The following is a 13,070-nucleotide window of genomic DNA, read 5'->3' as shown; positions in this document are numbered from 1 at the left end:
CCGCCGTGGTTTCGCGGGCATCCCGGGTCTTCACGTCGTATATAAATCGACGGTCTTATCCCAGGTGAAAAGGGGGTTTTCGAGCCGATAACGGCGCCGGTCGACATAGCCGCGCGGGTTGCAGACCACACGCGTGCCGTTAGCGACATAGTCGAACGGCGTATGCGTGTGCCCGTGTATCCACAAATCGACAGGCGGCCCGACGAGGTCGGTCAGGTGGCTGATAAATCCGGCCGAGGCGAGATCGCCGGCGAAGCGATCCGCGAGGCTCGCACGGTGCGGCGCGTGATGGGTCACGACGATGGTCCTGCCGGCAAACGGCTCGGCGAGCTGGCGCGCGAGCCATGCGCGCGCATGGCGATGGAGCGCGAGCGTATCGGCCGGCGTGAATAAGCGCGGGTTGTCATTCGCGCTAGCGATTGCCGTGGCAGGGGTGCCCGACGGCCACGTGACCTGAATCGGCCCGCGAAAATCGAGCATGACCTTTTGCGCCGCGGCGATCGACGCGGCGACGGCTTCCTCGCTCGCGCCGAACAACTCGAAGTCGGTCCATAGCGTGGTGCCGAGCACGCGCCAGCGGCCATGGCGATCGATCAGCACGTCGTTGTTCAGGTAATGCACGTTGTCGACGCTCGAAGCGGCATCGCGCATCGCGACTTCGAGCGCACCGAATTCGCCGTCGTAGTACTCGTGATTGCCGGGGACATAGACGACCGGCACCTCGGTGCCGAACGTTTCGGCGGCCCAGCGAATCCCTTCGGCATGGTTGTGGATGTCGCCCGCGAGCACAACGAGGTCGGCATCGGCATGCGCAACGGCCTCGGGTTCGTCGCACTCCAAGTGCAGGTCTGACAAGACGCGGATTTTCACGAGACACCTTTTAACGCAAGCTGCCGGAATCGGGCGCGCGCCGCGACGCGGTTCGCAGCCTACCGGGAAGTCGTCCACGGCCTGCTTGCGCGCGTTTCAGACCTTTGGACGTGCCTTAGCGTAGCACTTTGCCGGGGTTCATTAGGCCGAGCGGATCGAGCGCCGCTTTGAGCGTACGCATGAGGCCCATTTCGACCGGCGATTTATAGTGCGCCGCGTCGTCCACTTTCAATTGCCCGAGCCCGTGCTCGGCGCTGAACGTGCCTTGGTGACGATGCACGCTGTCATAGACGATCCGATTCAACTGTGCTTGGTATTGCGCGAGGAACGCCCGCGCGTCGACGCCCTCGGGTGCCTGCACGTTGTAGTGAAGGTTGCCGTCGCCAAGGTGGCCGAACGTCACCATGCGCGCGCCGGGAATCGCTGCCGCAATGGCGGCGTCGGTTTCGTCGATGAACGTGCCGATGCGCGAGATCGGCACGGCGATGTCGTGCTTCACGTTCAAGCCTTCCTCGGCCTGCGCAAGCGGGATGTGCTCGCGCAGATCCCAGAACGCGCGCGATTGCGCGAGGTTTTCGGCGACAACGGCATCTTCCACGAGGCCCGTTTCGAGGGCTTGCTCCATCATCTGCTCGAACAACGTGCGCGCATGCGTCTCGCTTTCGTTGTCCGACAGTTCGAGCAGCACGATCTGTGCGTGCGGCTCGGCGAACGGATAGCGCAATGGCGGGAAATGCTTGCCGACGAGCCGCAAGCAAAAATCGGACATGAGTTCGAAGCCGGTCAGCAGCGGTCCCGCACAGCGATGCGCCAGCGAAAGAAAATCGAGCGCGGCGTGCGGCGAGGCGAGCGCCGCGAGCGCTGTGACGTTCGCGGCCGGGAGCGGGTAAAGCTTCATTACGGCGGCCGTCACGATGCCGAGCGTGCCTTCGGCGCCGATGTACAGATCGCGCAAATCGTAGCCGGTGTTGTCCTTGCGCAGCGCGCGCAGCCCGTCCCAAATCTCGCCCTGCGGCGTGACCACTTCCAGCCCCAAGCAGAGCTCACGCGTGTTGCCGTAGCGAAGCACGGCGGTGCCCCCGGCGTTCGTGGAGAGATTGCCGCCGATCGTACAACTGCCCTCGGCCGCGAGACTGAGCGGGAAGAGGCGATCGGCCGCGCGCGCATGGTTCTGCACTTCGGCCAGCACGACGCCGGCTTCGACCGTGATCGTGTTGTTGTGCGGATCGAGTGCGCGCACGCGGTTCATGCGGGCCAGGCTCACCACGGCTTGGCTGCCGCTGCCGTCGGGCGTGGCGCCGCCGGCGAGCCCGGTGTTGCCGCCTTGCGGCACGAGTGCGATACGGTGCGCATGGGCGAGCTTGACAATGGCGGCGACCTCCTGCGTCGTGCCCGGTCGCAGCACGGCGCAGGCGGCGCCCGTGTAGCGGCGGCGCCAGTCGGTCAAGAACGGGGCGGTATCGTGCGGTTCGGTGAGGACGTGCGCCGCGCCGATAGCATCGCGGCAGGCGGCAACGAATGCGTCGCGGGCGGAGGAGGTGGGATCGGTCATGGTGTGCGTATCGAGCTAGCCTGAGACATCGGCACTGCGGCGCGCGGCGCGCGCCGCGCGCTTGAACGGGGCGACGTAGGCCAGCGCGCAAGCCAGGAACAGGGTGGCGAGCGCCACTTCGAGCCATCCTAGGCGCGCCGACAGACCGCCGTCGGTCATACCGCGCACGATGCCTTCGGCCATGTACAGCAGCACGAGCATCGAGGCCCATTGCAGCGTGTAAAGTTTGCGCCGCCAGACGCCGGGCAGGGCGCAGGCGAGCGGGAGCGCCTTGAGCACGAGCGCCGATCCGCCAGGGCGCAGCGGCGCGAGCCAGCACTCCCATGTCATGGCCAGCACGATCAGGGCCACGAGCGCGAAGGTGGCGCCGCGCGCGGCCGCAGGGGGGGCTGAGGGGGCCGAGGCGGCGATTGTGCGTTCGGCTGTCATGGGCGAGCGGCGAGCAGCGATGCCGTGCGCGCCAGCCGGGCGCCGAGCGCGACCGCCAGCGTTTTTTCATCGACCGAGAGCGCCGATTCGCGTGCGCCGCTGCCGGCAACGTGCGAGGCGCCGTAAGGCGTGCCGCCGGTTTGCGTCGTGGACAAGGCGCTTTCGGTATAAGGGATGCCCAGCATCAGCATGCCGTGGTGGAGAAGCGGCAGCATCATCGAGAGCAGCGTCGATTCTTGGCCGCCGTGCAAGCTGCCTGTCGACGTGAAGACGCAGGCGGGCTTGCCGGCCAACGCGCCGCTCATCCATTGCGGCGCCGTGCCATCAAGGAAATATTTGAGCGAGGCCGCCATGTTGCCGAAGCGGGTGGGCGAGCCGAGCGCCAGCCCGACGCACTCTTCGAGGTCGCGCACTTCGGCGTATGGCGGGCCATCGGCGGGAATGGGCGGTTCGGTGGCTTCGCTGACGGCCGAGATCGCCGGCACCGTCCGGATGCGTGCCTGCATACCGGGCACGCTGTCCACACCTTGGGCAATCGCCAAGGCCAAATCGCGCGTCGCGCCGTGCCGGCTGTAATAGAGTACGAGTATGTCTTTCATGATGCGTCGGTCGTGAGCGGCTTATTATAGGGGCAGGGCGCCGCGCCGGCCGCCATCCGCCACGGCTATCGAACGAACTGGAGAACAATTCTTGCGGACGCTCAGCTCCGAACTGAATACCGTCAAACGTTTGGCGCGCTTCGTCGTGAAGCGCAGCCGCGAAGACCGCATTGCCCAAGTGGCGGGAAGCCTGACGTTTACGACGATGCTCGCGATCGTCCCGCTCGCGACGGTCGCGTTCGCGTTATTCACAGCTTTTCCGATCTTTGCGAAATTTCAGGCATCGCTGCAGATGTTTCTGGCTCAGCACTTGATGCCCGATCAGATCAACAGCCAAATTTTCAAATATCTGAATCAATTCGCCTCGAAGGCGAAAGGGCTGACGACGGCCGGCATGATCGTGCTGTTCGTGACGTCGGTCATGACGATGATGACGGTCGAATCGGCGTTCAACCTGATCTGGCGCGTCGCGAAGCCGCGCCCGCTCGCGCAGCGCGTGCTGGTGTACTGGGCGATCGTCACGCTCGGCCCGCTGCTCATCGGCGTGAGCTTGTCGATCTCGTCGTATCTTTTTGCGCGTTCGAGCGTGCTGGCGGGCGAGCATACGACGGCGTTGCTCGAGTGGGCGCTGGCGGGCGCCACGCTGCCTTTGACCGCGCTCGCGTTCGCGCTGCTCTACGTGTATCTGCCCAACTGCTCGGTGCAATGGCGCGATGCCGTGGTGGGTGGATTGCTGGCCGCCGTTGCATTCGAGTTCGCCAAGCGCGGCTTCGGCTTCTACGTGCGCCGCATGCCGACCTATACGGCCGTGTACGGCGCGTTCGCACTCGTGCCCTTGTTCTTGCTATGGGTGTACCTGTGCTGGTTCATTACGCTGGCGGGGGCGACATTCGTTTCCGCGCTGCCCGAGATTCGCGTGGGGCAGTTTCACCGGCGCCACTACGCGGGCAGCGATTTGCTGGACGCGCTCGAAATGCTCGTGCGGTTCGACGAGGCTCGCGAGTCGGGCCGGCCGGGGCTCACGCCGATGGAACTCGCGCGCCTGCTTCGCTGCGATATCGACACCGTCACGCGCCTCATCGGCAAACTCGTCCGGCGCGAGTGGGTGACGCGGCTTGCCGACGATAACGAAACGCGCTTCGTATTGATCGCGAACCCGGCTCAGATCACGGTCGGGCGGCTGTTCGACATGTTCGTGATCGACCGCTCCGAACTCGAATATCAATTGCGGCTCGATTCGACCCGCGTCGATTCCGCCCTGTTGCTCGACGCATTGCATAACCCCAAGCTCGATCTGACGATCGCGACCTTGGTGGCGGCCCGAAGCGCACGCGGCACCTTGGGCCGCGGCGATTCGGGCCAGGCGGCGCGCACCGCTTGGCCGCATCAGCCGGCATGAGCGTGAAATTGCGGTGCTGTCGACGCGCTCGCCGCTAATCGGCCTGTGTGCGACTAGAGCGGAATCTTACCCACGCAGATGTCCTTGAACATCACCCAGTCGCCCATCAAGCTGTAGACGGGGTGACGGAACGTGGCAGGGCGGTTCTTTTCGAAGAAAAAGTGGCCGATCCAGGCGAATCCGTAGCCGCAGACGATCGCGGCCGGCAGCCATAGCCAGCCGCCTGTCGCGACCGCCATCGCCAAGCAGCCGATGACGCCGAGCGAGCCGACGAAGTGCAGGCGGCGGCAAACCGTGTTGCGGTGTTCGCCAAGATAGAACGGGTAGAACTCGGCGAAGCTCGCGAAATGGGCCGTATGCGCGCTTTGAGTCATCGCTTCCTCCCTGTGCGTTGCGGGAGCGGCCCACGATGGCTTGGTTGCATTGCACTGCAGCAACGTGCCCGTCGCCGCTGTGCCGGGCCTAGCCGTGCTAGGGCCGTCGGGCGCTCCCACTGACGAAAACCATTGTCCGGCGATTGCCGGGAAGGTGCAACCTGGCCGTTCGGTCTAATGGCGAGCGCCCGCACGCTCGCGTATCGTCAAGCCGGTTGGGTCGGTGCCGCCGCTGCGGCGGCAGTTCGAGCGAACGCATAGAGCGCGTCGAGCGTCGCATCGGGCTGCTCGCTCATGAGCGCATGGCCGGCATCGAGCGTCACGCTATCCACCGGGGCGCCGGCGGCTTTCAGCGCATCGACCAGCGCACGCGTGGCGCGCGCGGGCGTCATCATGTCCTTCGCGCCGAGCACGAGCCGCACAGGGCAGCGTACTTGCGCGGCTCGATCGAGCCCTTGGGCGTAGCCGTTGCAGGCGGCGAAGTCCGTGTGGAACAGATGCGGCTCGCCTCGCGCCGATACGCGTTCCATCAGACGTTGGTTCACGCCGTGGAGCCAAAAGCCTGGGCCCGGGCACGACGGCTTGGCGGCAATCGTGGCGTGCGACCACCGATTGACGAGTTCGATGGCCTCTTGCTCGCGATTGAGCGCCGCATCGAGCAGGGCCTCCGATACGACCATCGGTACGGCCGTGGCCACGAGCGCGGCGCCGAGCACGCGCGCGGGATACCGGGCGGCGAAATCGAGCGCGACGAGCGAGCCCATGCTGTGCCCGACCACGAGCGCGCGGGCGGCGCTCGCCGCGTCGAGCAGATCGGCGAGCCAATCGGCCAGGGCCTCGATCGTCTTGTGGGCCGGTCCGGCGCTGCGGCAGTGGCCGGGCAGATCGACGGCCAGCACGTTCCAGCCGTGATGCGCGAAGTAGCGGCTTTGCAGCGCCCAGACGCTATGGTCGTGCTGCGCGCCATGGACGAAGACGGCCGTCGGCTGGGCCGGGTCGAACGGTTTGCCGCCGGTATAGGCGTACGCCTGCTTGCCTTGGACGGTCAGGTTCATGCCGGCTCCTTGCTCGAGGCAGCGCTGGGGCCCGCGCCCCGTTTACCGTCGGATTTCGCGCCAGGCTTTTCGCCGAACTTGGCGGCGGCTTTGAGCGCGCGTTTGAGGTCGTCGATAAGGTCGTCCGGGTCTTCTAGACCGATCGACAATCGGATCGTCCCCTCGGCGATGCCTGCGGCGGCTAGCGCGGCGGCATCCATTCGGAAGTGCGTCGTGGAGGCCGGATGGATGACGAGCGAGCGCGCATCGCCAACATTCGCGAGGTGCGAAAACAGCGTGAGCGCGTCGATGAAACGGCGCCCCGCGGCGCGGTCGCCGCGCAAGTTGAAGCTGACCACCGCGCCGGCGCCGCGCGGCAGCAGCCGTTTGGCCAACGCGTAATCGGGATGCGACTCCAGCTCGGGATAGGCGACCGATTCGACCGCCGCCTGACCGGCCAGGAATGCGACGATCTTGCGCGTGTTCGCGACGTGCCGCTCCATCCGCAGCGGCAAGGTTTCGATGCCTTGCAGCAGCTGCCATGCGGCCTGAGGATGCAAGCAGGCGCCGAAGTCGCGCAGCCCCTCGCGGCGGGCGCGCAACAGGAACGGCGCGACGGTGCTTTCCTCGGCGAATACCATGCCGTGAAATCCGTCGTACGGCTCAGTGAATTCGGGAAACCGGCCGGACGCGGCGAAATCGAACGTTCCGCCGTCCACGAGCACGCCGCCGATCGTCGTGCCGTGGCCGCCCAGAAACTTCGTCGCCGAGTGGTAGACGAAATCGGCACCGTGGTCGAACGGCTTGAGCAAGAACGGGGTGGTGAACGTCGAGTCCACGAGCAGGGGAATGCCGTGGCTGTGGGCGATCTGCGCGAGCGCTTCGATGTCGAGCACGTCGAGATTCGGATTGCCGAGCGATTCGCCTAGCAAAAGGCGCGTATTCGGACGCACGGCGGCACGCCAGGCGTCGAGGTCGCCCGGTTTGACGAAGGTCGTTTCGATGCCGAACCGGGGCAGCGTGTAGTGAAGCAGGTTGTGCGAGCCGCCGTACAGCGCGCTGGAGGCGACGATGTGCGAGCCCGCGCCCATCAGGGTGACGATGGCCAGATGCAGCGCGGCTTGGCCGCTGGCGGTGCCGATCGCCCCGACGCCGTTTTCCAGCGCGGCGACGCGTTCTTCGAACACGGCGACGGTAGGGTTCGACAGGCGCGAGTAGACGTGTCCCGCGCGTTCCATGTTGAACAGGGCGGCCGCATGGTCTGCGTCGCGGAAGACGAAAGCCGTGCTTTGGTAGATGGGCGTGGCGCGCGCACCGGTCGCGGGATCGGGGGCCGCGCCGGCATGCAGCGCAAGCGTATCGAAGCGGTTGGCGGACATGACATCGGCCGGGCGGTTCCGGCAAAGGTGACGGTGGCGGCCATCGTAACACCGGGCGGCGCCTTATCGAATCGTCGCGCGCCGATCCGCCACCGGCTTCGCCGATGGGCCCCTCGCTTTCCTTTTGGGGGCCTTTCCGCTAGGATCGACCGATCCACTCGGGCACCACCTGGAGGCAGAACATGAGAGTCAGCGACATCCTGAAGGTCAAGGGCAATACCTTGTATACGGTCACGCCCGATACGGCGCTGCACGATGCGGTCAATACGATGGCCGAGCACGACATCGGCTCGCTCGTCGTCATGGAGTTCGGCGATCTCGTCGGCATGCTGACATTCCGCGAGATCATCCTGACGCTGAAGCAAAATGGCGGCAGCGTGGGGGCGGGCACGATCCGCAAAGTCATGGACGATCACCCGATCACCTGCACCCCGGAGACGGACGTCAACGAGGTTCGCCGCATCATGCTCGAGCATCATGTCCGCTACCTGCCGGTCATGGAGAGCCGAACGCTGATGGGCGTCATCTCGTTTTACGACGTCGCCCGGGCCGTGGTCGAGGAGCAAAGCTTCGAGAACCGGATGCTCAAAGCGTACATCCGCGATTGGCCCGAGGACGGGCAAGCCAAGGAGACGCGCTAACGCATGAGCGATCAACCGTTGCCCGCCGCTTCGTTGCGGCGCCGCGCGCCGCGCGAAGGCCACTCCCAATTCGCGCTCTTTCGCGAGCGGCGATTCGCACCGTTCTTTTGGACGCAATTTCTCGGCGCGCTGAACGATAACGTTTTCAAGGTCGGGTTCAGTTCGCTGGTCACGTACCAGACCGCCCGTTTTTCGGGTGTCGATCCGAAGACGGCCCCGTTCCTGATTTCGGCCATTTTCATCCTGCCGTTCGTGCTGTTTTCGGCCACCTCCGGGCAGATCGCCGACAAATACGATAAAGCCACGCTCACGCGTTTCGTCAAGACATTCGAAATCGCCGTCATGCTGATCGGCGGGGCCGGCTTCGTGACGCATCACGCGGTGCTGCTGTACCTCTGCACGTTCCTGATGGGGATCCATTCCACGCTGTTCGGGCCCGTCAAATATGCCTATTTGCCGCAGCATCTGGACGATCGCGAACTCGTCGGCGGCAACGGTCTCGTCGAAATGGGCACGTTCGTGGCGATCCTGATCGGCACGATCATCGGCGGGGCCGCCGCCGGCTTCCCGGCGCATGGCGCCTGGGTGCTGGCCGGTGCTTGCTTCGCGGTGGCGCTGGTCGGCCGCGCGGTGTCCAGTGGGGTACCCGTTTCGCCCGCGTCGCAGCCGGATCTACGGATCAACTGGAATCCGTTCACCGAGACGTGGCGCAACTTGGCACTGGCGCGCACCAATCGCACCGTCTTTTTGAGCCTGCTCGGCATTTCCTGGCTCTGGTTCGTTGGCGCCACGTTCCTCACATCGTTTTTCAACTATGCGAAGGACGTGCTATCGGGCAACCCCGACGTCGTCACCGTGTTGTTGGCCACGTTCTCGCTCGGTATCGGCACCGGCTCGCTGCTGTGCGAACGGCTTTCGAAGCGACGGGTGGAAATCGGGCTCGTGCCGCTCGGTTCGATCGGCATCAGCGTGTTCGCCTTCGATCTGTACTGGGCGAGCCACGCGCTGGCGCCGGCGGGGCGCCTGATCGGCGTGGGCGAATTTCTCGCGCATGCGCACAACTGGCGGATCCTTGCCGATCTATTCCTGCTCGCGATGTTCGGCGGCTTTTATAGCGTGCCGCTTTACGCGTTGATTCAAAGCCGCTGCCAGAGCACCCACCGCGCGCGCATCATCGCGGCGAACAACATCCTCAATGCCTTCTTCATGATCGTTTCGGCGTTGATGGCGGTTGCGCTCACTTCCCTCGGCGTCAGCATCCCGGGGATTTTCGCGGTGACGGCGCTGCTCAACGTGATCGTCGCGGCCTATATCTATTCGCTCGTGCCCGAATTCCTGCTGCGATTCATCGCTTGGGTGCTCGTTCATACGTTCTATCGGATTCGGCTCGTGCATGCGGAGCGCATCCCCGAACAGGGTGCGGCGGTGCTCGTCTGCAATCACGTGAGCTATGTCGATGCCGTCGTCATCATGGCGGAAAGCCCGCGGCCGATTCGCTTCGTCATGGATCATCGGATTTTCCGTAGCCTGTTCGCCGGTTGGCTGTTCCGTCACGCGAAAGCCATTCCGATCGCGCCCGCGCACGAGGATCCCGAGATGCTCGAGCGGGCCTATGACGCGTGCGCCGCGGCGCTGGCGGACGGCGAACTCGTGTGCATCTTTCCGGAAGGCAAGCTCACGCGCGACGGCGAACTCAATACGTTCCGGCACGGCATCACGCAAATCTTGGCGCGCACGCCGGTTCCCGTTATCCCGATGGCGCTGCGCGGTTTGTGGGGCAGCGTGTTTTCGCGTCATGCCGATGCACGCCTGCCGCGTCCGCTGAACAAGGGCGTCATGAGCCGGCTCACGCTTGCGGTGGCCGAACCGCTCGAGCCGAGCGCGGCGACACCCGACACGCTCCAGTCGATCGTCGCCGAATTGCGCGGCGCCCGGCGTTAGCGTCGAACCCGCCCTGCGCGCCGGCGCACGGGCGGGTAACGAACGCCTCCGAACGTCTCTATGAACGTCTTGGTGCGGGGCAGGGCATAATATCGACTTGCTCGATCTTTGCTCCTTATTACTTCTGAGGCCACGTTCATGTCCGGCAACACTCTCGGCACGCTTTTCACCGTCACGACGTTCGGCGAGTCGCACGGGCCGGCCATCGGCTGCGTGATCGACGGCTGCCCGCCGGGGGTGGCGATTGCCGAAGCGGATATTCAAAGCGAACTCGATCGCCGTAAGCCCGGCACGTCGCGGCACGTGACCCAGCGTCAAGAGGACGACAAGGTCGAAATTCTGTCCGGCGTGTTCGAGGGCGTAACCACGGGCACGCCGATCGCCCTCTTGATTCGTAATACCGATCAGCGCAGCAAGGACTACGGCAATATCGCTCAGACGTTCCGCCCGGGCCATGCCGATTACACGTATTGGCAAAAGTACGGCGTGCGCGATTATCGCGGGGGCGGGCGTTCGTCGGCGCGGCTCACGGCGCCCACCGTCGCGGCGGGTGCCGTCGCCAAGAAATGGCTGCGCGAGCATTTCGGCGTCGAGATTCGCGCCTATATGAGCGCCTTGGGCGAAATCGACATCCCCTTCGTCGATTGGTCGCACGTTCACGAAAACCCGTTCTTCGCACCGAATGCCGAGGTGGTGCCCCGGCTCGAAGCGTATATGGATGCGCTGCGCAAGGACGGCGATTCGATCGGCGCGCGCATCAACGCGGTGGCGTCGGGCGTGCCGGCCGGCTGGGGCGAGCCGCTATTCGATCGTCTCGACGCCGACATCGCGCACGCGATGATGGGGATCAACGCCGTCAAGGGCGTGGAGATCGGTGCCGGATTTGCGAGCGTGGCGCAGCGGGGCTCGGTGCATGGCGACGAGCTGACGCCCGAGGGTTTCGTCGGCAATCACGCCGGCGGCGTACTAGGCGGCATCTCGACGGGGCAGGACATCACCGTGTCGATCGCGATCAAGCCGACGTCGAGCATTCGCACGCCGCGCCGCTCGATCGATCGAACGGGGCAGCCGGCGGTCGTCGAAACGTTCGGCCGGCACGACCCATGCGTCGGCATTCGTGCGACGCCGATCGCCGAGGCCATGCTGGCGCTCGTGTTGATCGACCACGCGTTGCGTCATCGCGCACAATGCGGCGACGTGAGCGTGGCCACGCCGAAAATCGCCGCCAGCGCACCCTGACCGCGCCCGTTCGCGCGGGCGGATGTTTCGCGAATATCGATAAGGCAACGGGCCGCGAAGACGCGGCCCGTTTCGTTACATGTTGGCGTAGTTCGGCCCGCCGCCGCCTTCGGGCGTGACCCAGACGATGTTCTGCGTCGGATCTTTGATGTCGCACGTCTTGCAATGCACGCAGTTCTGCGCATTGATGACGAGCCGATCGCCGCCGTCGTCGCTCTTGACGAATTCGTACACGGCCGCCGGGCAGTAGCGTCCTTCGGGCCCTGCGTAGGTGCGCAGATTGACGTTCACGGGCACCGAGGCATCTTTGAGCGTCAAGTGAGCAGGCTGGTTTTCCTCGTGGTTGGTATTCGAGAGGAACACCGACGAAAGCCGGTCGAACGTCAGCTTGCCGTCGGGCTTCGGGTAGTCGATCGGCGTGCATTGCGAGGCAGGCTTGAGCATCTCGTGATCGCGATGCTGATGATGCAGCGTCCACGGCACATTGCCACCGAGCAGCTTCTGCTCGATGCCGACCATCAGCGTGCCCAGGTACAGGCCCTTGCTCATCCACTGCTTGAAATTACGCGCGCGATGCAATTCGCCATGCAGCCACGATTGCTTGAACGATTCCGGGTAGGCCGTCAGTTCGTCGCCTTGGCGGCCCGCCTGCACGGCATCGAACGCCGCCTGCGCGGCGAGCATGCCGCTCTTGATGGCCGCATGGCTGCCCTTGATGCGCGAGACGTTCAAGAAGCCCGCATCGTCGCCCACGAGCGCGCCGCCCGGGAACACGAGCTTGGGCAGCGACAACAAGCCGCCGGCCGTGATCGCCCGCGCGCCGTAGGAAATGCGCTTGCCGCCTTCGAGAAACTTGCGGATCTCAGGGTGCGTCTTGTAACGCTGGAATTCCTCGAACGGCGAGAGGTATGGGTTCGAATAGCCCAACCCCACGACGAAGCCCACCATCACCTGGTTGTTGTCGATGTGATAGAGGAACGAGCCCCCGTAGGTTTGCGTATCGAGCGGCCAGCCAGCCGTATGGATGACGAGCCCCGGCTGATGCTTGGCCGGATCGATTTCCCACAGTTCCTTGATGCCGATGCCGTAGACCTGCGGGTCGGCATCCTGGTCGAGCTTGAATTTTTCGTTGAGCTTGCGGCCCAGATGCCCGCGCGCGCCTTCACAAAACAGCGTGTACTTCGCGTGCAACTCCATGCCGAGTTGGAAGTTTTCCGTGGGCTCCCCGTCCTTGCCGATCCCCATGTTGCCCGTCGCGACGCCCTTTACCGAGCCGTCGTCGCCGTAGAGCACCTCCGCCGCGGCGAAGCCGGGGAAGATTTCCACGCCGAGCGCTTCGGCTTGCTGACCGAGCCAGCGCGTGACGTTGGCCAGGCTGATCACGTAGTTGCCGTGATTCTTGAAGTTCTCGGGCAGCGCCCAATTCGGCGTTTTGACGGCGCTTTTTTCGGTGAGGAACAGGAAGCGGTCTTCGGTCACTTCCACGTTCAACGGTGCGCCTTTCTCTTTCCAATCGGGCATGAGCTCGCCAATGGCCCGCGGGTCCATCACCGCCCCCGAAAGGATATGCGCGCCGACCTCCGAACCCTTCTCGAGCACGCACACGCCGAGCT

Annotated in this window: 12 protein-coding genes; 4 read left to right on the top strand and 8 right to left on the bottom strand. The window is 64.9% G+C overall.

Annotation, left to right across the window (positions count from 1 at the left end):
- Nucleotides 1-30: 30 nt before the first annotated feature.
- From ACTHN9_RS04220 to wrbA, 4 genes are all read right to left on the bottom strand, one after another.
- The gene (locus ACTHN9_RS04220; protein WP_440535498.1) at nucleotides 31-870 is read right to left on the bottom strand and encodes a metallophosphoesterase; all 840 of its coding nucleotides are present in this window, start codon (nucleotides 868-870) and stop codon (nucleotides 31-33) included.
- Between the two features lie 115 nt (nucleotides 871-985).
- The gene (locus ACTHN9_RS04215) at nucleotides 986-2,422 is read right to left on the bottom strand and encodes an FAD-binding oxidoreductase (protein ID WP_440535497.1); all 1,437 of its coding nucleotides are present in this window, start codon (nucleotides 2,420-2,422) and stop codon (nucleotides 986-988) included.
- A 15-nt stretch (nucleotides 2,423-2,437) separates the two neighbouring features.
- Entirely contained in the window at nucleotides 2,438-2,851 is a 414-nt protein-coding gene (locus ACTHN9_RS04210) for a DUF2069 domain-containing protein (RefSeq protein WP_440535496.1), read from the bottom strand.
- Entirely contained in the window at nucleotides 2,848-3,450 is a 603-nt protein-coding gene (gene wrbA, locus ACTHN9_RS04205) for an NAD(P)H:quinone oxidoreductase (protein ID WP_440535495.1), read from the bottom strand. The genes ACTHN9_RS04210 and wrbA overlap by 4 nt, the downstream gene beginning before the upstream one ends.
- Before the next feature lie 91 nt (nucleotides 3,451-3,541).
- Between wrbA and ACTHN9_RS04200 the strand changes: the two genes are divergently transcribed.
- Nucleotides 3,542-4,849 carry a YihY family inner membrane protein gene (locus ACTHN9_RS04200; RefSeq protein ID WP_440535494.1) on the top strand — a complete coding sequence of 436 codons (1,308 nt, stop codon included), beginning with the start codon at nucleotides 3,542-3,544 and terminating at the stop codon, nucleotides 4,847-4,849.
- Between the two features lie 53 nt (nucleotides 4,850-4,902).
- Here ACTHN9_RS04200 and ACTHN9_RS04195 read toward each other — a convergent pair whose 3' ends face one another.
- The 3 genes from ACTHN9_RS04195 to ACTHN9_RS04185 all read right to left on the bottom strand — a co-directional run bounded on the left by ACTHN9_RS04195 (nucleotide 4,903) and on the right by ACTHN9_RS04185 (nucleotide 7,636).
- Complete coding sequence (locus tag ACTHN9_RS04195; protein WP_440535493.1) at nucleotides 4,903-5,223, bottom strand: Mpo1-like protein; 321 nt, start codon at nucleotides 5,221-5,223, stop codon at nucleotides 4,903-4,905.
- Between the two features lie 206 nt (nucleotides 5,224-5,429).
- Nucleotides 5,430-6,278: an alpha/beta fold hydrolase gene (locus tag ACTHN9_RS04190; protein ID WP_440535492.1), complete on the bottom strand. Its 849-nt coding sequence runs from the start codon at nucleotides 6,276-6,278 to the stop codon at nucleotides 5,430-5,432.
- Nucleotides 6,275-7,636, bottom strand: a complete 1,362-nt coding sequence (locus ACTHN9_RS04185) for an O-acetylhomoserine aminocarboxypropyltransferase (RefSeq protein WP_440535491.1) — start codon at nucleotides 7,634-7,636, stop codon at nucleotides 6,275-6,277. The genes ACTHN9_RS04190 and ACTHN9_RS04185 overlap by 4 nt, the downstream gene beginning before the upstream one ends.
- 182 nt (nucleotides 7,637-7,818) lie before the next feature.
- Between ACTHN9_RS04185 and ACTHN9_RS04180 the strand changes: the two genes are divergently transcribed.
- From ACTHN9_RS04180 to aroC, 3 genes are all read left to right on the top strand, one after another.
- Nucleotides 7,819-8,277 carry a CBS domain-containing protein gene (locus tag ACTHN9_RS04180; protein WP_440535490.1) on the top strand — a complete coding sequence of 153 codons (459 nt, stop codon included), beginning with the start codon at nucleotides 7,819-7,821 and terminating at the stop codon, nucleotides 8,275-8,277.
- A 3-nt stretch (nucleotides 8,278-8,280) separates the two neighbouring features.
- Nucleotides 8,281-10,218: an MFS transporter gene (locus tag ACTHN9_RS04175; RefSeq protein WP_440535489.1), complete on the top strand. Its 1,938-nt coding sequence runs from the start codon at nucleotides 8,281-8,283 to the stop codon at nucleotides 10,216-10,218.
- A 138-nt stretch (nucleotides 10,219-10,356) separates the two neighbouring features.
- Nucleotides 10,357-11,457, top strand: coding sequence for a chorismate synthase (gene aroC, locus ACTHN9_RS04170; protein ID WP_440535488.1), 1,101 nt, complete (start codon nucleotides 10,357-10,359; stop codon nucleotides 11,455-11,457).
- Nucleotides 11,458-11,532: 75 nt separating this feature from the next.
- Here the strand turns inward: aroC and ACTHN9_RS04165 are convergent.
- The coding region (locus tag ACTHN9_RS04165) for an electron transfer flavoprotein-ubiquinone oxidoreductase (protein WP_440535487.1) at nucleotides 11,533-13,070 on the bottom strand (1,538 nt) is incomplete at its 5' end.

The organism is Trinickia sp. (genome assembly GCF_051953405.1).
Taxonomy (GTDB): Bacteria; Pseudomonadota; Gammaproteobacteria; order Burkholderiales; family Burkholderiaceae; genus Trinickia.
Note: the sequence above shows the minus strand (reverse complement) of the source record. Positions and strands in the feature narration are given on the sequence as shown.

Coding starts and splice junctions, on each gene's coding strand:
- ACTHN9_RS04215 (WP_440535497.1), bottom strand. CDS start 2,422: ATGACCGATCCCACCTCCTCCGCCCGCGACGCATTCGTTGCCGCCTGC.
- ACTHN9_RS04210 (WP_440535496.1), bottom strand. CDS start 2,851: ATGACAGCCGAACGCACAATCGCCGCCTCGGCCCCCTCAGCCCCCCCT.
- wrbA (WP_440535495.1), bottom strand. CDS start 3,450: ATGAAAGACATACTCGTACTCTATTACAGCCGGCACGGCGCGACGCGC.
- ACTHN9_RS04195 (WP_440535493.1), bottom strand. CDS start 5,223: ATGACTCAAAGCGCGCATACGGCCCATTTCGCGAGCTTCGCCGAGTTC.
- ACTHN9_RS04190 (WP_440535492.1), bottom strand. CDS start 6,278: ATGAACCTGACCGTCCAAGGCAAGCAGGCGTACGCCTATACCGGCGGC.
- ACTHN9_RS04185 (WP_440535491.1), bottom strand. CDS start 7,636: ATGTCCGCCAACCGCTTCGATACGCTTGCGCTGCATGCCGGCGCGGCC.
- ACTHN9_RS04180 (WP_440535490.1), top strand. CDS start 7,819: ATGAGAGTCAGCGACATCCTGAAGGTCAAGGGCAATACCTTGTATACG.
- ACTHN9_RS04175 (WP_440535489.1), top strand. CDS start 8,281: ATGAGCGATCAACCGTTGCCCGCCGCTTCGTTGCGGCGCCGCGCGCCG.
- aroC (WP_440535488.1), top strand. CDS start 10,357: ATGTCCGGCAACACTCTCGGCACGCTTTTCACCGTCACGACGTTCGGC.